Annotated in this window: 13 protein-coding genes; 11 read left to right on the top strand and 2 right to left on the bottom strand. The window is 61.4% G+C overall.

The features are described 5' to 3' along the window. The first annotated feature begins 16 nt into the window (after nt 1-16). The 4 genes from VFV96_04725 to nadE are packed head-to-tail and all read left to right on the top strand — an operon-like array spanning nt 17 to nt 3,985. Nucleotides 17-1,093: a hypothetical protein gene (locus tag VFV96_04725; protein ID HEU5069704.1), complete on the top strand. Its 1,077-nt coding sequence runs from the start codon at nt 17-19 to the stop codon at nt 1,091-1,093. 12 nt (nt 1,094-1,105) lie between these two features. Then, nucleotides 1,106-1,366, top strand: coding sequence for an acyl carrier protein (locus VFV96_04720; GenBank protein ID HEU5069703.1), 261 nt, complete (start codon nt 1,106-1,108; stop codon nt 1,364-1,366). 46 nt (nt 1,367-1,412) lie between these two features. Beyond that, nucleotides 1,413-2,948, top strand: a complete 1,536-nt coding sequence (locus VFV96_04715; protein HEU5069702.1) for an AMP-binding protein — start codon at nt 1,413-1,415, stop codon at nt 2,946-2,948. A 20-nt stretch (nt 2,949-2,968) separates the two neighbouring features. Beyond that, nucleotides 2,969-3,985, top strand: coding sequence for an NAD(+) synthase (nadE, locus tag VFV96_04710; GenBank protein HEU5069701.1), 1,017 nt, complete (start codon nt 2,969-2,971; stop codon nt 3,983-3,985). A 43-nt stretch (nt 3,986-4,028) separates the two neighbouring features. Here the strand turns inward: nadE and VFV96_04705 are convergent, their stop codons facing one another. Further along, nucleotides 4,029-4,793, bottom strand: a complete 765-nt coding sequence (locus VFV96_04705) for a class I SAM-dependent methyltransferase (GenBank protein HEU5069700.1) — start codon at nt 4,791-4,793, stop codon at nt 4,029-4,031. 85 nt (nt 4,794-4,878) lie between these two features. Between VFV96_04705 and asnB the strand changes: the two genes are divergently transcribed. From asnB to prsR, 6 genes are all read left to right on the top strand, one after another. After that, nucleotides 4,879-6,885 carry an asparagine synthase (glutamine-hydrolyzing) gene (asnB, locus tag VFV96_04700; protein ID HEU5069699.1) on the top strand — a complete coding sequence of 669 codons (2,007 nt, stop codon included), beginning with the start codon at nt 4,879-4,881 and terminating at the stop codon, nt 6,883-6,885. A 458-nt stretch (nt 6,886-7,343) separates the two neighbouring features. Next, entirely contained in the window at nt 7,344-8,630 is a 1,287-nt protein-coding gene (locus VFV96_04695; protein HEU5069698.1) for a nucleotide sugar dehydrogenase, read from the top strand. A gap of 88 nt (nt 8,631-8,718) precedes the next feature. Then, entirely contained in the window at nt 8,719-9,723 is a 1,005-nt protein-coding gene (locus VFV96_04690; GenBank protein HEU5069697.1) for an exosortase/archaeosortase family protein, read from the top strand. Beyond that, entirely contained in the window at nt 9,720-12,944 is a 3,225-nt protein-coding gene (locus tag VFV96_04685; GenBank protein ID HEU5069696.1) for a tetratricopeptide repeat protein, read from the top strand. The genes VFV96_04690 and VFV96_04685 overlap by 4 nt, the downstream gene beginning before the upstream one ends. 60 nt (nt 12,945-13,004) lie before the next feature. After that, entirely contained in the window at nt 13,005-15,125 is a 2,121-nt protein-coding gene (gene prsK, locus VFV96_04680) for an XrtA/PEP-CTERM system histidine kinase PrsK (GenBank protein HEU5069695.1), read from the top strand. Further along, complete coding sequence (gene prsR / locus VFV96_04675) at nt 15,122-16,498, top strand: PEP-CTERM-box response regulator transcription factor (GenBank protein HEU5069694.1); 1,377 nt, start codon at nt 15,122-15,124, stop codon at nt 16,496-16,498. Before prsK ends, prsR begins: the two co-directional genes overlap by 4 nt. Before the next feature lie 179 nt (nt 16,499-16,677). Here the strand turns inward: prsR and VFV96_04670 are convergent, their stop codons facing one another. Beyond that, the gene (locus VFV96_04670) at nt 16,678-17,274 is read right to left on the bottom strand and encodes a hypothetical protein (GenBank protein ID HEU5069693.1); all 597 of its coding nucleotides are present in this window, start codon (nt 17,272-17,274) and stop codon (nt 16,678-16,680) included. Nucleotides 17,275-17,947: 673 nt separating this feature from the next. Here VFV96_04670 and VFV96_04665 point away from each other — a divergent pair. Continuing rightward, nucleotides 17,948-18,562 (top strand): SUMF1/EgtB/PvdO family nonheme iron enzyme (locus tag VFV96_04665; protein ID HEU5069692.1); only part of this gene is annotated, 615 nt, incomplete at its 3' end.

Here is an 18,562-nt window from a genome sequence, read left to right as displayed (position 1 = left end):
TGCGCCCCTTTTCAAGATGCTGACGCCCAAGCCCAGGCTGCCGATCCGCGAAATGCTGCTGGTTGGGCTGCTTCCCTCGCCGCTCAAGAAACTCGTCTACCGGCTGAAGGGTTATGCCATCGGGCGCGGCGTATCGTTCGGGCTGGGCGCGGTCATCTGTGCCGAAAAAGTCGAAATCGGTGATCATGTGCACATCGGCTTTGGTTCCTCCATCCGCGGCAAAACCGTCCGCCTCGGCCCACACGTGCAGATCGGCGCCATGACCCTGATGGACACGCCGCATGTGGAAATCGGCGAAGGCACCAAAATCAACGAGCAGGTGTTCGTCGGGGGATTGCAGTTTCCGGATTCGCGTCTGGTGGTGGGCCGCAACTGCCAGATCATGCAGATGACGTTCATCAACCCGTGCCGTTCCATCACCATCGGCGACGATACGGGCATCGGCGGTGATTGTCTGCTGTTCGGACATACCTCCTGGCTGAGCAAGTTTGAAGGCTATCCCGTGACGTTCGACACCATCGAAATCGGTTCCAGCGTGTCCATCGCCTGGCGCGTCTTCGTGCTGGCGGGAACGAAAATTGCCGACGGCGCGGTGGTGGGCGCCAACAGCCTGGTCAAAGGCTCCATCCCACCCCGCTGCGTGGCGGTCGGTTTTCCGGCCAAGGTGATTGCGAAGGCCCCGTATTTTCCCCGCGTCGTCAGTGACGAGGAAAAGCGCCGGTTCCTGGCGGAGATCATGGACGAATTCGAGCGGCATCTCCTGGCCAATGGCTTTCGCCTGGAACGGCGCGACAGCACGCTCATCGTCCACGCGCGAGCGCCGTGGTGGAAGCCTTGGCAGCGGCGGGTCTTCCAGCTGCAGGTGGCCGCGCAGCCGCTGTCCGCCGGGACGATTTCCGTGCACGGTCCGGATGCCACGCTGGTGAGCTTGTGCGCCGTCGGCGCTGCGCTGCGCCAGCGTCTGACCGGTGAGCGGACTGCCTGGGTGGACATCGAAAACAAGGAACGCAGCGATTATGGCAATGACCTGGCGGAGGAATTCATCCAATACTTGAAGCGCTACGGCGTCCGCCTGCTGCGCGCGCGCCTGTGAACGATTTTCAACATGACTGACCTGCACCAAGCGATTCGCAAATTTGTCGTGGACCATTTCCTCTTCGGGGAAGACAACGGCCTGCCGGACGACGCCTCGTTCCTGGAGATGGGCGTGGTGGATTCCACCGGCGTGCTGGAACTCGTGTCCCACCTGGAGCAGACCTACCAGCTCAAGGTGGCCGACCAAGACTTGGTGCCGGAGAATCTGGACTCGATCAACAGCATCGTGAATTACCTCCGCCGCGAACGTCCGGAACTGGCGGCCGGCTGAAGCCGCGGCGCGGCCGGCCGTTTTCAACCGGTGTTCCGTTCACCGCATGAGTCCTTCCCTCGTTCAACATTTCCTGGAATCCAGTGCGCGGCGCCTGCCGGAGAAGGTGGCGCTCGTGTGCGCGGGCCGGCGTTACACCTACCAGGAACTCGACGTCATGGCGAATCGCGTGGCGCACGCGCTCCGCAGTCTGGGGGTGCAGCGCGGTGACCGCGTCGGCCTGCATCTGGACAACCGGCTGGAGGCGGTGGTTGGCATTTTTGGCGTGCTGAAAGCCGGCGGCGTGTTCGTCTTTCTGAATCGCGCCACCAAGCGGGACAAGCTCATCTACATCCTCAACAACTGCCGGGCGAGCACGGTCATCACCGATGACCGTTCGCCTGTGGGCCAGCTTTTCAGCGAAGCGGAACCGCCGGTTCCGTCCCTCCGCGGCGGCCTGGTTTGCGGTCCGGGAGCGCGGGCGGGGGAACGGCTGCTGAATTTTGCCGAGGTCTTGCAGGGCGCTTCCGAAGCACCGCCGCGTTGCGAGAACATCGATCTTGATCTCGCGTGTTTGATCTACACTTCGGGCACCACGGGCGAGCCCAAGGGCGTGATGAGCGACCACGCCAACGTGGTTTTCGCCGCGCAATCCATCATTCAATATCTCCAGAACCGCGAGAGCGACGTCGTCATCAACGTGCTGCCGCTTTCCTTCGATTACGGTTTGTATCAACTGCTCATGGTGTTTTGCTTCGGGGGCACGCTGGTGCTGGAACGAACCTTCACCTATCCGGCGGCGGTTCTGAAATTGATGGAGACCGAGCAGGTCACCGGCTTTCCGGGCGTGCCGACGATTTTTTCCATCCTGCTCAATCTGGATTTGGCGGCATTTGATTTGAGCCGGTTGCGCTACCTCACCAACACGGCGGCGGCCCTGCCGCCCAGCCATGTGACCGCCATTCGCCAGAAATTTCCGCACGCGACGTTGTTTTCGATGTATGGCCTGACGGAAACCAAGCGCACGCTCTACCTGCCGCCGCATGAACTGGACGCCCGGCCGGGGTCGGTGGGAATTCCCATTCCGGGAACCGAAGCCTGGCTCGAAGACGAATCAGGCCGGCGGCTGCCGCCCGGGAACGTGGGCGAACTGGTGGTGCGCGGACGGCATGTCATGCGCGGTTACTGGGAGGCGCCCGAGGCCACGGCGGCGCGGTATCGGGCCGGCGACATGCCCGGCGAGCGTGTCTGCCTGACGGGCGATTTGTTCCGGCAGGATGAGGCCGGGTTTTTCTACTTCGTGGGCCGCAAGGACGACATCATCAAGAGTCGCGGTGAGAAGGTGGCGCCGAAGGAAGTGGAAAACGTCCTTTACGGCCTGGACGGCATCGTGGAAGCGGCGGTCGTGGGCGTGCCCGATCCGATTCTTGGCGAGGCCGTCAAAGCCTTTGTGGTCGCGCGCAACGGTGGATTGACCGAGGCGCAAATCCTGGCGCATTGCAAACAGCGGCTGGAAGATTTCATGGTGCCGCAATCGATTGAATTCCGTGAGGCCCTGCCCAAAACCGAATCCGGCAAAATCAAAAAAGCCGGATTGAAATAAGCCGCCCCTTCAGCACCCCCATGAATTCCACTTCCGATCCAGCCACCACCCGGAAAACGCCCTTGTCTCCCGCCTTGCTGCGGCTGGATTGCGAGCGCGAGCTGGCCGCCATTTGCGAGGGCCTGCGGAACACCGTCCTCCGCCGTTTCCGCCGACGCGGCGTGGTGGTGGGCCTGTCGGGTGGTGTGGACAGCAGCGTGGTGGCCGCTTTGGCGGTCCGCGCGTTGGGCGCCTCCCAGGTGGTGGGGCTGCTGATGCCGGAGCGGGATTCGTCCGAGGACACACTGCCGCTCAGCCGATTGGTGGCGAAGCACCTGGGCATCGAGGTCGTGCACGAAGACATCACCGCCCTGCTCGAAGCGGCCGGTTGTTATCGCCGCCAAATCGAAGCCATCCGGCAGGTGGTGCCGGATTACGGTCCGGGCTGCAAATCCAAGATCGTCCTGCCCAGCGTGGTGGCCGAGGAGCGCTACCGGATTTTCAGCGTCGTGGTGCAATACCCGGACGGTTCCACCACGACGTCGCGGCTGGACCTGACGGCCTACCTGGCGCTGGTGGCGGCGACCAATTTCAAGCAGCGCACGCGCAAGATGCTCGAATATTACCACGCGGACCGGCTGAACTTTGCGGTGGCCGGCACGCCCAACCGGCTCGAATACGATCAAGGGTTCTTCGTCAAGCAGGGCGACGGCGCGGCGGACATCAAGCCCATCGCGCACCTTTACAAGACGCAGGTGTATGAGCTGGCCCGCTTCCTGGGCCTGCCGGAAGAAATCTGTTCCCGCCCGCCGACGACGGACACATATTCTCTGCCGCAGAGCCAGGAGGAATTTTATTTTTCACTGCCGTATGATCAGATGGACCTCGTGCTCTTCGCTTACAATCACGGCTACGGCGAGGCGGAAGTCGGCCGGGCGTTGCAGCTCAAAACCGAACAGGTGAGCCGGCTGTTCCGCGACATTGAAGGCAAGCGCAAGGTCGCTGGTTATTTGCACGAGCCACCAGTGTTGATCCGGCCGCTGGCTGATGACCGTTGATGGGAACCGGCCGGGGCGCCGGGCTGCGGTTGCCAGCCGCAGCTCAGCCCGGCGGTTGGCGGTGAGTGACCTCAATCATCACGTTCGAGCACAGCCGCAATTTCCGCGGGTAACCGAACGCATCGATCCGGCCGGTGGCGCGCGCCTGCAATCCGAACGGCGCCCCGAGCTGGTTGAATTTTTTCACCGAGTGCCGCTTCACCGAGCGGCACCATTGCAGATGGCTGCGCGAACGGAGCTTGCGGTCGCATTTGCCGAGAATGTCGCAGAGGAATTTGCCGTTGGGCGCGAGTTTTTGCGCCACGAACGCCAGCAGGTTGCGGAGGGTCGCGTCGTCGAAGTAGTAGAGGATTTGCGAGGCCCAGATGAAATCGAAACGCTGGCCGTCCAAATGCTCGGCGCCAAATTTTTCCGAATGAAACAACCGCGGATTTTTGGGGGCCAGGCCATGCCGCGCCACTTCGCGATACCCTTCCGCGAGTTTGAACGGATTGATGTCCACGCCAACGTAGCTCGAAGGCTCCAGGTATTGAATCATGGGGATGCCGCCTTGCAGCGGGCCGCAACCGATGTCCAGAATGCGATGCTGCGGCTGGAGCCCGTGCTGTTTGAGGGCCTGGATTTGGTAGGCCCGCAGCTCACGCCAATGACCGAACGGTCCGATCATGGCCTCGCGGCGGCGTTGGGCGCGCAGGCCCGGGATGAAGGCCTTGCTCTCCCACAAGGCCCGGCTCAGATAATAGCGGAGCTGACGGCCGTTGTAGGCCAGCCATTCCGGCAAGCGCCCGGCTGTTGAGCGTTTTGGCATGGTCGCAACGCACCCTGCCTTTTAGCAAAACGTGCGCCGGGCAGACATTGAGAAAAGCCCGTCTTAAAGGAAACATTAAAGTTGCATGTGTGGCATCGCTGGAATTGTTCAACGCGCCGGGGGGCCGCCGCCATCGGAAGCAACCCTGCGCCGGATGCTGGCGCAAATCCGCCACCGCGGTCCCGACCAGTTCGGCATCTGCCTCGATGAGCGGGTCGCGCTGGGCAACGCGCGGCTGAGCATCATCGATTTGGGCGGCGGGCAGCAGCCCATCACCAACGAAGACGGCTCGCTCTGGATTGTTTTCAACGGGGAAATTTTCAACTACCTCGAATTGCGTCCCGAGCTGGAGGCGCGGGGCCATCGCTTCACCACGTCGTCGGACACGGAAGTGTTGTTGCACCTGTTTGAAGAATATGGTCCCTCCGGACTCAACCGCCTCAACGGGCAGTTCGCCTTCGCGGTCTGGGACGCGCGGCGCCGGCGGTTGTTTCTGGCCCGGGATCGGCTGGGCGTGCGGCCGCTGTTCTACACGCAGCAAAACGGACAGTTGCTGTTCGGCTCGGAAATCAAGGCCCTCCTGGCCACGGGCATCGTGCCGGCCGCCCTCAATCCGGCGGTGCTGGAGCAAATCTTCACGTATTGGTCGCCGCTGTCGCCGGACACGATCTTTCAGGGCGTGGTGGAACTCCCGCCCGGACATTATCTGGAAGCCGATGGGACGGACGTTTCCGTCAAGCGTTACTGGGCACCGGCCTTTCCTGCGGACGTCGAGGCGGCGCGAAACCAGGCATCGAAGGCGACCGAAGCCCATGCCGAGGAACTGACGCAGTTGCTCATCGAAGCGGTGAAAGTGCGGTTGCGCGCCGACGTTCCCGTCGGGGCTTACTTGAGCGGCGGACTGGATTCCTCGCTGATCACCTCGCTCATTCGCAATCATACGAGCAACCGGCTCGATACATTCTCCATCGCGTTCGACGACGCCCACTTTGATGAGAGTGCGTGGCAATTGCAGATGGCCCGGTTCCTGGGCACCGAGCATCAAGTGGTGCGCGCGACGCATGCCGACATCGGCAACGTGTTTCCGGAGGTGGTGTGGCACACCGAGGTGCCGGTGATGCGGACTTCGCCCGCGCCGATGTTTCTGTTGTCCAAACGGGTGCGCGAGGCGGGCTACAAGGTGGTGCTGACGGGCGAGGGCGCCGACGAATTCCTGGGCGGTTACGACATTTTCAAGGAGGCCAAGGTGCGGCGTTTTTGGGCGGCGCAACCAGCTTCCCGCCGCCGGCCGCAATTGTTCCAACGGTTGTATCCGGACATCGCCGGACTGGCCAAAAGCAATCCCGCCATGATGGCCGCCTTCTTCCGGGAAAATCTGCTCGAAGTCGGGGCGCGCGATTACTCGCACGCCGTGCGCTGGCGCAATGGCAGACGCAACTGCCGGTTTCTGACGGACGCGGTCCGGCACGCAGCATCGGCCGCGGGCGCCGGCGCATTCGACCGGCAGATACCGGACGAATTCAGCCGGTGGAGTCCGCTGGCGCGGGCACAGTTTTTGGAAATCAAAATTTTCCTGTCGCAATATCTGTTGTCATCCCAGGGGGATCGCATGGGCATGGCGCACTCCATCGAGGGGCGGTTCCCGTTTTTGGATTTTCGCGTCGTGGAGTTTTGCAATCAGCTGCCGCCGGCCCTGAAGCTGCGCGGACTGCAGGAGAAGTATCTGCTGAAACAAGTCGGCCGGCGCTGGCTGCCCGCGGAAATCTGGCAACGGCGCAAACGGCCCTACCGGGCGCCGATTCATCGCAGCTTCTTCAATGACCGTTCGCCGGAATACGTCCGGGAGCTGCTGTCGGCGCGGTGCCTCGCGGAGACCGGTTTGTTCAAGCCGGAGATGGTGGCGCAACTGGTGCAAAAAATTCAATCCGGCCGGCCCGTGAGTGAATCGGATGACATGGTGCTCGTCGGGGTTTTGTCCACGCAGCTGCTCCATTCCCAATTCGTGGCCCATTTCAAACCGGCGCCACCCATTTCGGAGCGGGACGACGTGAAGGTTTGCCGCGGGCGAACCGCGCTCGCGTCCGTGGCGTAGCCGGCAGGGCTTGGCTGGCTTGGCGGACGACGTTCCGTCGGGCGACGCTGGTTGCGGGGTTGCGTCATGATGTGCGAAGTCGCCCTGGGCGGAAATCACGGAGCAACGCCGGCCGCCTTCTGCCGGCGTTTTGCTTGTGGGGTGGAGCGAGGATTGACCCGGCGGCGAACGGGCCGGCCGCGCCCGGACCGCATGATTCAAAAGAAATTGCCAGTCAACAAGTAGCCCGCATAGGCTGGCGTCATTCTAAACGAGGCACTTTTTAACCCGGGGCGGGGCGGTGGTCGAAATGCTGGGTTTGCCCGGGTTTCCCCGGGCGGCGAAATCGGTTGTTGTGGTGTGTCGCCTGGCTGGATGCCGGCGCGGCGGGCGTGATGACAGATTTTGCGCGGGCGCAAAGACTGATTTTGTCGGTCGTGACGGACATCAAAACGCTATAACGTGAGACCAAAAAAACTATGAAAGCTGCCATTGTTGGGTTGGGTTATGTCGGGCTGCCGCTGTCGCTGCAGTTTGCCCGTTCGGGGGTCACCATATTGGGATTGGATGTTGATCTGGCCAAAGTCGAGGCGCTCAACGCCGGGCGCAGCTACATCAAGCACATCACGGCGGAGTCCGTCGCCGAGCAGATCCAGGCTGGCCGCTTCGCCGCCGCCACGGATTTCCGGCGCGTGCAGGAGGTGGACGCGGTGATCATTTGCGTGCCGACACCACTGAACAAGAACCGCGAACCGGACATCACCTACATTCTCGAAACCGGCCGGGCCATCGCCCCGCACCTGCGCAAGGGCACGCTCGTCGTGCTGGAGTCAACGACCTATCCCGGGACGACCGATGAGGATTTGCGCGGCGTGCTGGAAGCGGGGTCCCAGTTGAAGGCCGGGACCGATTTTCATCTCGCGTTTTCGCCCGAGCGCGAAGACCCGGCCAATCCCGACAGCAAGGTGGCGTCCATTCCGAAAGTCATCGGCGGCTTTACGCCGGCCTGTTTGGAAAAGGCGGTCGCGCTGTATTCCAAGGCCATCAAGACGCTGGTGCCGGTTTCCTCCTGTCGCGCCGCGGAAGCCACGAAACTGGTGGAAAACACGTTCCGCAGCGTGAACATCGCGCTCGTGAACGAACTCAAGGTCGTTTACACCGCCATGGGCATCGACGTTTGGGAGGTCATCAACGCCGCGAAAACGAAGCCATTTGGGTTCATGGCGTTTTATCCCGGCCCCGGTCTCGGCGGTCACTGCATTCCCATCGACCCGTTTTATCTCACGTGGAAGGCGCGCGAATACGGCCAGAACACCAAGTTCATCGAGCTTGCCGGCGAAATTAACACGGCGATGCCGGAATACGTCGTGCATCGCGTCGCCGACGCGCTGAACGAGCGCGGCCGTGCGGTCAAGGGCAGCCGCATCCTCATCGTCGGCCTTGCCTACAAGCCGAACGTGGACGATGAGCGCGAGTCGCCCAGCTACGTGTTGATGAACCTGCTCAGCGCGCGCGGGGCAACGGTGGAATATTATGATCCCTACGTGCCGGTCATCAAACCCACCCGGGAACACAGTCACTGGGCGGGCAAAAAATCCGTGTCCTGGGACCGCGCCAGCATTGCCGGTTTCGATCTGGTGTTGATTGCCACGAACCACGCCTGCGTCAATTACCAGGAACTGGCGGATTGGGCGGTCTCGATTGTGGATACCCGCAACGCGATGGCGGTCTGCAAGACCAAGCCGGGCCAGGTAATGAAAGCGTGAGTCCGGCCGGGGAGCGGCAATGAAATAGTTTCCCGTTGGGCGGGATGACGTATGATGGGCGGTGCCCGACGCGCGTCGAAACAATGAAATGTCAGAACTGAAACCATCGGCGGCCCATGGTTCGTCAGCGAGGAACGCTGAGGCGAGGCGGTTCAAGGCATTCGGCTGGTTTGCCGCGGGTTTGACGCTGGCCTTCGCGTGGCCGCTGCTGGAGCTGGTGCGGTTTGCGTGGGGGAACGACTTTCATTCGCACGCGCTGCTGATTCCGTTCGTGGTCGCGTATCTGATCTGGCAACGGCGCGCGGCGCTACCCGGTGAATCCGGGCGTTCTCCTCTTCTCGCGGGCGGCCTGTTGCTGCTCGGGCTGGCCGTCTTGGCGGGGTTGTGGAGTTACGGAGGGACGAGCGCGCCCGAACCCCGGGCCCATCTGGCGCTGGCTACCCTCGGCTATTTGCTCTTTTTGGGCGCGGGCGCCTTTTGGTTTCTGGGCGGGCGGCTGCTCTGGCACTGCGCCTTCCCGGCAGTTTTGTTGGTCTTCCTCCTGCCGATGCCGCTGGCGATGGAAAATGCCATCGAGGTGTTTCTGCAACACGCGTCCGCCGAGGCGGCCTCGCTCTTTTTCGCCGCGACGGGCAGCACGGTTTATCGCGAAGGACTGGTGTTCCGGCTGCCCGGCATCGCCATCCAGGTGGCGCAGGAATGCAGCGGCATCCGTTCCTCGCTGGTGCTGTTCATCACCAGTCTGATTGCCGGCGACCTGCTGCTCAAGTCGCCGTGGCGCCGCGCCGCGCTGACGTTGTTTGTCATCCCGCTGGCCATCCTGCGCAACGGCTTCCGCGTTTTCACGATTGCGATGCTGTGTGTGCATGTCAGCCCCGGCATGATCGACTCCCCGATTCATCACCGGGGCGGGCCGATTTTCTTTGCCCTTTCGTTGATTCCGTTTTTTTTATTCCTGCTCTGGCTGCGACGGGGTGAGCGGCGCCGGGAATCGCGTGGAAAAATTGCCACCTGCGCAGACGGGACGGAACCGCCGCATGACGCCCGTTCGCCGGGCTCCACCTCGAGCGGTCATCGTATTGAAGTTTCATGAGCAAGTTTGGCCTGCTGTTTGTCGGTTGTGCGCTGGTCGCGCTGCTGGCGGGTTGTTCCCGGGAAGCCCGGGAGGCCCGTTATTTGCGCGAGGCGAATTCGTTCTACGCCGCGGGTGACTATGACCGGGCGGAAATCCAATATCTGAACGCGCTCCGGCTAAATGGAAGCAACGGCGTGGCCCTCGACAGCCTGGGCAAAATGGCCTTCGATCAAGGCAACTTCAGCCGCGCGTTTGCGCTCCTTTCGGCCGCCCGACAATTGAAAGCCGCCGATACCGATGCCCAGTTGAAGCTCGCCATGGTGCTGCTCGCCGGAGGCAAGGTGAAAGAGGCGCGCGACGAGGCGCTGGCCGTGCTCGAACAGGAGCCGACCAACGGCATCGCCCTGCAACTGCTCGCGGACAGCAGCATTACGACCAACGATGTGCGCGACGCGCAGTCCCGCCTCGCCGGCATGCCGCCGGCCGTGCGCGGCCTGGCGGACTATCACCTGGCCCGCGGCCTGTTGCAGGTGCGGGAAGCCAGGCTCCCGGCGGCGGAAAACTCCTTTCGCGAGGCCTTGGCCATCGCGCCCCAGTCGAGCGCGGCCCACATGGCGCTGGGCAATCTGCTCCTGACGAGGAACGACATGACCAATGCCGCGGCCCAGTTCAAGGCGGCGGCGGAATTGGCGCCGCCCCGTTCTCCCTACCGGTTGCGGTATGCCAACTTCAAACTGGCGACCGGGGATACGGCGGGGGCGCGCGCGATTCTGGAGGCGGTGACCAAGCAGGCGCCCGATTATCTGCCGGCCTTGCAGGCCCTGGCACAGCTGGCCTTGAGCCAGGGGCACTTGCAGGAGTGCGAGGCCATGTTGAAGTCGCTGCTCGGGCGGGATCCCGCCAACGTCGATGCCATCGGCCTGCTGGCCCGGCTGCGGCTCGCCCAGGATCGATCGGACCAGGCGTTGGTCGAATTGGAAAATGCGCGCCGTCTGGCGCCGCGGGCGCCGCGGATTTCCTATCAGATGGCGCTGGTCTATTTGCAGCGGAATGAACTGGGCAGTGCGATTCGGAGCCTTGGCGAGGCGCTGCGGCTGCAACCGGGGTGGGTGGAAGCGGCGATGCTGCGCGGCGAATTGAACATTCGTCGTGGTGATGCCGCCACGGCCATCACCGAACTGAGTGCACTGGCGGCGCGGCATCCATCGCTGGCCAGTGTGCAGTTTCTGCTGGCCTCGGCGCACCAGGCGGCGGGTCATTTGGACACGGCCCTGGGCATCTATCAAGCGCTCAGCCGCAGTTTCCCAACCAACCCGCAGCCCGCTTTCATGACCGGTCTCATTTATCAACGGCAGGGACGGGAAGCCGAGGCGCGCCGGAGTTTCGAGCAGGCCTTGGCGGCGGCCCCCGATTTTCATGCCGCGCTGGATCAATTGATCAACCTCGATCTGGACCGGCACCAGTTTGCCGCGGCGGAAAGCCGTGCCCGACAGGAGTTGCAACGCGCCCCCTCAAACGCCGTCCCGTATGAACTGTTCGGCAAAATCTACCTGGCGGAAACGAACCTGCCGGAGGCGGAGAGTCATTTGCATCGTGCCATTGCTCTGGCGCCTGATTCGGCGTCGGCCAAGGCGTTGCTGGCGCGCGTCTATGTGGCAGACAAGCGCTACGAGTCCGCCCTCCGCACGTTCAACCAGTTGGTGGCACATGACACGAACGATATTTCAGCGTGGATGCAGATCGCGTATCTGCACAACGCCGCGTCCAATCACGTGGCCGCTGCCAAGGCTTATGAAACCATCCTGGAGATCAATCCGCGCTACGGGCTGGCTTTGAACAACCTTGCCTATCTTTGCTCGGAGCGCCTGGGGCAGCCGAAACGCGGTTATGAACTGGCGAGCAAGGCGCGTGAGCTGCTGCCCAATGATCCGTTCACCGCCGACACCTTTGGCTGGGTGCTATATCGGAACGGCGACTATCCGCGCGCCCTCGGCCTGGTTCAGGAAAGCGCGCGCCGCCTGCCCGAAGACCCGGAGGTGCAGTTTCACCTGGGCATGATTCATTACATGATGGGTGAGGAACTGCCGGCCCGCCTGGCGTTGCAAGGCGCCATGGAACTGGGCGCCCCTGACGCGAATTGGCGACCTGAAGCCGCCGAGCGGCTGCGCATTCTCGCGCTCGATTCCAACGCGACCAATGCTGCGGCGCTCAAGGAACTGGAATCCCTCAGGGCGCGTTTTCCCCAGGATCCCATCCTGCTGGGCCGGACGGCGGCGACGGCGGAGCGGGCCGGTCAATGGCAGAAGGCGGCGCAGGATTACGAGAAGGCGCTGACGCTCAATTCCAACCTGGTGCCGGCCATGGTCAAGCTCGCCCGCCTTTACGCGTCCTCGCTCAACGACGCGCCGCGCGCCATGGCGCTGGCGCGGCGGGCGCGCAACCTCGATCCGGACAATCCGCAGGTAACCCACACCTTGGGGCGGATTGCCTTTGACTCAGCTCGGAACGCAGAGGATTTCAAATGGGCTTACAGCCTGCTCCAGGAAAGCGCCCGGGACGAGGCGGCGGATGCGGGCGTGCATTTTGACCTGGCGCTTGCCGCCTACGCGGTGGGCAACGAGGCCGACGCCGTGGCGGCGATGCAAAAGGTCGTGGCGGCCACGCCGCCTTCGCCCAATGCCGGTGCGGCCCGGCTTTTTCTGGAAATGAATGTCCTTTTGACCGGTCCGGCCACGAATGCGCTTCCGCGGGTCGAATCGGTGCTGCGGCAACAACCCGATTATGTGCCGGCGCTGATGGTCTTGGGCCGGTTGAAAGCAAATCAAGGCGACGCGACAACGGCGCGGGAGATTTACGAAAAGGCGCTGCAACAATATCCGGCGTTTTCACCGGCCTACAAACCACTGGCCCTGCTTTACGCGGGGCCGCTGCACGACGCCCAAAAGGCTTACGATTTCGCCAGCAAGGCGCGGGAAGCTTTTCCCGATGACCTTCAGATTGCCCGCTTGTTGGGCGGACTGGCCTACCAACGCGGCGAGTTTTCGTCCGCCATCCAACTGCTCAAGCAGAGCGCGAGCGCCTATCCGACGGACGCGGACTTGTATTACACGCTTGGTTTTGCGCAGCACAAATTCAAGCTCGGCGACGATTGCAAGGCGTCGCTGACGCGCGCCCTGGCGTTGAATCCGGGCAGTGCCTTTGCGGAACAGGCGCGCACCATTCTGGCGGGCCTGAAGTAGAGGCGGGCCGCCGTTGGGCGGAGGCGGGCAATGCCTACCGACACTGTTCACGCACTGAACATGGGAATCGCTGAACTAATCAATTTGGTGGCCGCGCTCGGCGCGTTTGCATTTGTCATCGGGGTGATCCTGCGCCGGTCGTTTGCTTTGCCCCAGTGGTTCTTCCTGCTCGTAATGGTGCTGCTGGGCCTGGAGGCCCTCTTCCAGTTTGCGAGCGTCTCGGCCGTTCATAACGAGCCAATGCTGCGCTGGCAGCGGTTGTGTTTGTTGACGGAGGCCATTTTGCCTTCGGCCTGGCTGGCGTTCAGTCTCACGTTTGCCCGCCTGAACGCCGGGCAATTTCTGCGTCGCTGGGCCATCTCATTGTTTTTGCTGCTGGCCACACCCATTGCACTCACATTGGTTTTCTGGTCCGATTTGGTGGCCGACGCGGTTTGGATGGCGCGGGCCGGTCAGCTGGTGATGCCGATGTCGCTGGCGGCGCAGGCCGTGAATCTAATTCTGATCATCGGTGCGGTGGGAATGCTGGCAAATTTGGAATGGACCTTCCGGGCCTCCGTGGGGACCGCCCGCTGGAAGATCAAATACGCCGTCATTGGGCTGGCGCTCTTGAGCGGGGCGAGAATCTACACCAGCAGCCAGGTCGTCATCACCTCGGCCCTGAACGTTCATCTGGTCATCATCAACTCCGCGGCGCTGCTCGTGGCCTGCGTTTTCCTGACGGTCGCCGCCTATCGCTCACGCCTGGCACAAATTGACATCTACCCGTCCACCGAGGCCCTGCACAAATCGATGAGCGTCATTTTGGCCGGGATTTACCTGGTCCTGGTGGGCTTGGTGGCCAAGGGCTTCACGTTGATTGTCGGGCACGGCGCATTTCCCGTGACCACTGTGCTGGTGTTGCTCGCGCTCGGCGGACTGGCAGCCCTTTGCTTTTCCAATCGGGTGCGCCGTGGCATCCGGGAATTTACGAGCGCCTATTTCCGCCGTCCGATGCACGACTACCGCCGCATCTGGGCGGATTACACGCATCAGGCGGTGGCCGTGTTTGACCCGCAACAGTTTGCCCGGTCCGTGGTCATCAAGGTGCTTTCCGAAACCTTCGATGCGCTTTCAGTGACGGTCTGGGTGGCGGACGAAACGGAGCGGCAGTTTGCCTTTGCCGCCTCCACCGTAATCGAGGCCGGGCAAAAGGAGGCCACGTCCCTGCCGACCGAGGTTTATGAAGGAATCCAGGCTTTGGGCAATGCCGTGCAGCCGGTGGACATCGATCGTGCGGTGGCGGCGTGGTGCGGCCGGCTGCGGGCCAGCAATCCGTCCCAATTCTCAAAAAGTGGTCATCGTTACTGTCTGCCGCTCATTTCCGGTGGCGAAATTGTGGGTTTAATTGTGATTGGCGACCGGGTGAGGGGTGCGCGATTTTCGCTGGAAGATTTGGAACTGCTGAAGTGTTTGGGGGATCAGATCGCGGCGAGTCTGCGCAATTTGCGGCTCTCGGAAAAGCTCATGCGCGCCCGCGAGCTGGAGGCGTTTCAGGCGATGTCAACCTTCCTGGTGCACGACCTCAAGAACACCGCGTCAGCGCTGACGCTGACCTTGCGCAACCTGCCCGCACATTTCGAGAACCCCGCCTTTCGCGAGGACGCCCTGCGCACGCTGACCAAGAGCGTGGATCGTGTGAACCAGCTCATTAGCCGCCTGACAATGCTGCGCCAGCGGCTTGAGCTGCGCCGCACCCGGGCCAGCCTCAACGAAGTGGTGGAGACGGCGTTGAAGTCCGCGGGCGACGCGCCCGGTATCACGCTCGAACGCAGGCTGGGGGATTTGCCGCTTGTGTCGATCGATGTGGAGCAAATCGAATCGGCCATCGTGAACCTGGTGTTGAACGCCCGGGACGCCATGTCGGGCCGGGGGAAAATTCAAATCGAAACGGGGCTGCGAAACGGCGAGGTGTTCTTTAGCATTGCGGACGGCGGCTGCGGCATGAGTCCGACATTCGTGGCGCAGTCCCTGTTCCGGCCGTTCAAGACGAGCAAGAAAAACGGGCTGGGCATCGGGATGTTTCAGACCAAGACGATCATCGAGGCGCACGGCGGAAGGATTGCCGTGCAAAGCGAACCCGGGCAGGGCAGCACGTTTCAACTGTGGCTGCCCGTCAACGCATCAGAAGACTGCCAATGAAACCCAAGTTGTTGATTGTTGATGACGATGAGGAGATTCGTTCCCAGTTGAAGTGGGCGCTGGCCAACGATTACGCCGTCGTGACCGCAGCCGACCGGGCCGAGGCGGTGTCGGCATTCACGAGCGAACGGCCGGTGGTCACCGTGTTGGATCTCGGCCTGCCGCCACGGCCGGCCGATCCCGAAGAAGGACTGGCCACGCTGGCCGCGTTGTTGGAATTGGACCGCGCGGCCAAGGTGGTTGTGGTCACCGGCCAGGGCGAAAAGGACAACGCGCTGCGTGCCATTGGCGAAGGGGCCTATGACTTTTTGAACAAACCGGTCGATCTCGACGAATTGACGGTCATCCTGCGGCGGGCAAGCTACGTGGCGCATCTGGAAGCCGAGTATCGCGAGCTTCAGCGCACCACCTCATCGGACGACGGCTTTGAAGGGATGCTGGGTGGCAGCGCGCGCATGCAAACGGTCTTCACGGCGATTCGTCGCGTGGCCACGACCGACGCGCCGGTTTTGATCCTGGGCGAAAGCGGCACCGGCAAGGAGGTCGCAGCGCGCGCCATTCACCGGCAAAGTCGGCGCCGCGAGGGTCCGTTCGTTCCCATCAATTGCGGCGCGATTCCGGAGACCTTGCTGGAAAGCGAACTGTTCGGTCACGAGAAGGGGTCCTTCACGGGGGCGCACGCCCAACGCAAGGGGCGCATTGAGATGGCGGGCGGCGGGATGCTCTTTCTTGATGAAATTGGCGAATTGCCGCTGGCCATGCAGGTCAAGCTGCTGCGTTTCCTGCAGGAGCAGACGATTGAACGTGTCGGCGGGCGCGCTCCGATTCAGGTGGACACACGCGTTCTGGCGGCGACCAACGTGGATCTCAAAAAGGCGATGGCCGAGGGGCGATTTCGCGAAGACCTGTATTATCGTCTGGCCGTGGTGGTCATCAAACTGCCGCCCTTGCGCGAGCGGGCCACCGACATTCCGGTGCTTGCCAAGTCGTTCCTCAAACGGTTCGGAGCGCAAAACGAGCGAAATTCACTGGAGTTCAGTGCGGCCGCCGTGCGCGCGTTGCAAACGCATGATTGGCCCGGCAACGTGCGCGAATTGGAAAACCGCGTGAAGCGTGCCGTGATCATGGCAGAAGGCCGCCAGGTGGTGCCGGCCGACCTGGAACTGGCGGATGTGAACCGGTCGACAAGAGTGCTCACCTTGAAGGATGCCCGCGAAGGAGCCGAACGTGAAGCTGTGGAGCGCGCCATGCAGCGTCACGGCGGCAAGATCAGCCGTGCGGCTGACGAGTTGGGCATCAGCCGGCCGACGCTTTATGAGTTGATGGAAAAGCTGGGCCTGCGGAAATCTGACGATGGGCAAGACCGCGAATGATCGGAGCGTCGACACCATCAGCCTTGGCGGAGCCATTCAGCTCTGACTTTGCCGGCCTTCCTGCCGCCGCGTTGCGATTCCAATTTGATTGAGTTCCGCTCGCGCGCTGTCGAAAGACAAAGAAGAAAAAGAAACGCCGCCAACATTTGTTGGCGGCGTTTTTGCTTTTGCAAAATTGGTCAGCTGAGTTTCTTCCGCAGCAACCCCAAGCTCGTCATCGCAATGCCGATCAGGGCCAGCGTTGTTCCGCCGTCAGGGACATTTGTTGTGCCGCCCGAACTCGTGCCATAGAACGCAATGTGCGACCATGCCGTGACATTCTTGAAGTCGGGTGCGAGGTCGATCGTGAGATTCACCGTGTCGCCATCGCTGACGTAGTGCTGGCCATCCGTAACCGCAGACCAGTAGTAACCGAGGTTGGCGGAGTATCCATCGACCAACGTGCCGTCTTTCCAAGCAACACCATACAGCTCCGTGCCCAAGCCCGTCAGATTCCACGAAAGCGTGGCGGTTTTGAGGTCCTGGCTGAACACAACCGTGAAGCCCGAGCCGCTGAATGTTGCTCCACCTTGCAGGGGCGTGGTTTCGTCCTTGTCCCACTTCCAGAGCGTGGTGACATCCAAGCCGAGGTTCGCGTCCATTGAGGTGCTCTTGTCGGTATCGTTGGACCCCACCACCAAATTGCCGTCCGGCGAGGCCAAGTGCGCTTTAACGGGCAAAGCGCACAGGATACCCAGCGATGCCACTAAAACCGTTTTATTTAAGATGCTGTTCATTTTTTAATCCAATCTCGTTCGGTGGCTTTATTTTCTCGGACTAAGAGTGTCCACAACCGATCGATTTCCAACGACACCATTTCAGCAATGCCCGTGCCAGGACTTTTCAAAGGCTCCGTTGTTAATTTATAAACAATTATATATAAAATAGTTATAGTATAATTTAAAAAGTAAAAATGTGCCGAGTGGCTTATGGGTTTGTTTGAAAGTGTAAGAGATGCCGACGTGTGGCTCTTTATAACCGCTTGCCAAAGTCTGGCCATGTGGTTTTAGACGTTAATAATAAATGGGTTAACTGCTGTTTAATGACGTTTAAGGATGTAAACTTGGCCGACATTTTTGAATCGGGCTGGGGGGGCGTTGACCGGGGATGCGGCTTGTGGGGTTTGTATCTTCAAAGCAATAACTTGTGCTTGTCCTGCGGGTGCAGATTCGATTCTTATGGCCGGCTTCAATCAAAGGTCGAAGGCTTTTGGCCTTGCCGGTCTTAGGCGAGCGGGGTTTGCCTTTGTGGCGCATCTCAGCTTGAGCGTAGCGGTGGGTTTATCGGATGATTGGCGGGCAGAATGACTGGTTAATGCGCTGGTTTTCATTTTTGACCCGGCATGGGAACTGCGGTCGCAGCGCTGCAATTGACTCGAAATGACTCCGACTTGGTTAACCTGAAGTAATTATGCGATTTTTTGCGTTGCTCCTCTGTGCAGTTGGCTTTGTCTCCAGTCTTTCCGCGCAAAACGCGCGTTTCTTCCGGGTCGCGGGACCGGTGCCGACCAAGATCACAGCATTCAATGCGGATGGTCACGTTACTTGGACGAACGCCCCGACGAACGCCACTTTCACGGTTCAGACGGCGGTTCCGACTCCGGGGCCTAGCAACTGGGTTGATTACATTCAAGTTCGTGCCACGAATGTCATCACGACCGAATGGCTGTTCGACCCCAAAGCGCCCGCCAACATGACGCTCATACCGGCAGGCGTCTTTCAAATGGGGGATGCGTTGAATGATGGATGGAGTCCGGATGGTCCGGTGCATACGAACTATGTTTCCGCCATCTACATGGACAAGTTCGAGGTCACGAAGGCGCTTTGGGATTCGGTGTTTCAATGGGCCACCAATCATGGATACAGCTTCACCAATTCCGGGCTGGGCAAGGCCTTCAACCACCCGGTTCAGTTCGTGAACTGGTATGACGTCGTGAAGTGGTGCAATGCGCGCAGCGAAATGGAGGGCAAGACGCCGGCCTACTACACTGAATCGCTGCAAACGAATATCTACCGCACCGGCGAG

Source organism: Verrucomicrobiia bacterium (assembly GCA_035765895.1).
Classification (GTDB): Bacteria; Verrucomicrobiota; Verrucomicrobiia; order Limisphaerales; family DSYF01; genus DSYF01.
The sequence above is the reverse complement of the archived record's forward strand: the minus strand, read 5'-3'. Positions and strand labels throughout refer to the sequence as shown.

Bases quoted from the DNA above. Each gene is read 5' to 3' on its own strand.
- VFV96_04725 (HEU5069704.1), top strand. From the start codon at position 17: ATGCTGACGCCCAAGCCCAGGCTGCCGATCCGCGAAATGCTGCTGGTT.
- VFV96_04720 (HEU5069703.1), top strand. From the start codon at position 1,106: ATGACTGACCTGCACCAAGCGATTCGCAAATTTGTCGTGGACCATTTC.
- VFV96_04715 (HEU5069702.1), top strand. From the start codon at position 1,413: ATGAGTCCTTCCCTCGTTCAACATTTCCTGGAATCCAGTGCGCGGCGC.
- nadE (HEU5069701.1), top strand. From the start codon at position 2,969: ATGAATTCCACTTCCGATCCAGCCACCACCCGGAAAACGCCCTTGTCT.
- VFV96_04705 (HEU5069700.1), bottom strand. From the start codon at position 4,793: ATGCCAAAACGCTCAACAGCCGGGCGCTTGCCGGAATGGCTGGCCTAC.
- asnB (HEU5069699.1), top strand. From the start codon at position 4,879: ATGTGTGGCATCGCTGGAATTGTTCAACGCGCCGGGGGGCCGCCGCCA.
- VFV96_04695 (HEU5069698.1), top strand. From the start codon at position 7,344: ATGAAAGCTGCCATTGTTGGGTTGGGTTATGTCGGGCTGCCGCTGTCG.
- VFV96_04690 (HEU5069697.1), top strand. From the start codon at position 8,719: ATGTCAGAACTGAAACCATCGGCGGCCCATGGTTCGTCAGCGAGGAAC.
- VFV96_04685 (HEU5069696.1), top strand. From the start codon at position 9,720: ATGAGCAAGTTTGGCCTGCTGTTTGTCGGTTGTGCGCTGGTCGCGCTG.
- prsK (HEU5069695.1), top strand. From the start codon at position 13,005: ATGGGAATCGCTGAACTAATCAATTTGGTGGCCGCGCTCGGCGCGTTT.
- prsR (HEU5069694.1), top strand. From the start codon at position 15,122: ATGAAACCCAAGTTGTTGATTGTTGATGACGATGAGGAGATTCGTTCC.
- VFV96_04670 (HEU5069693.1), bottom strand. From the start codon at position 17,274: ATGAACAGCATCTTAAATAAAACGGTTTTAGTGGCATCGCTGGGTATC.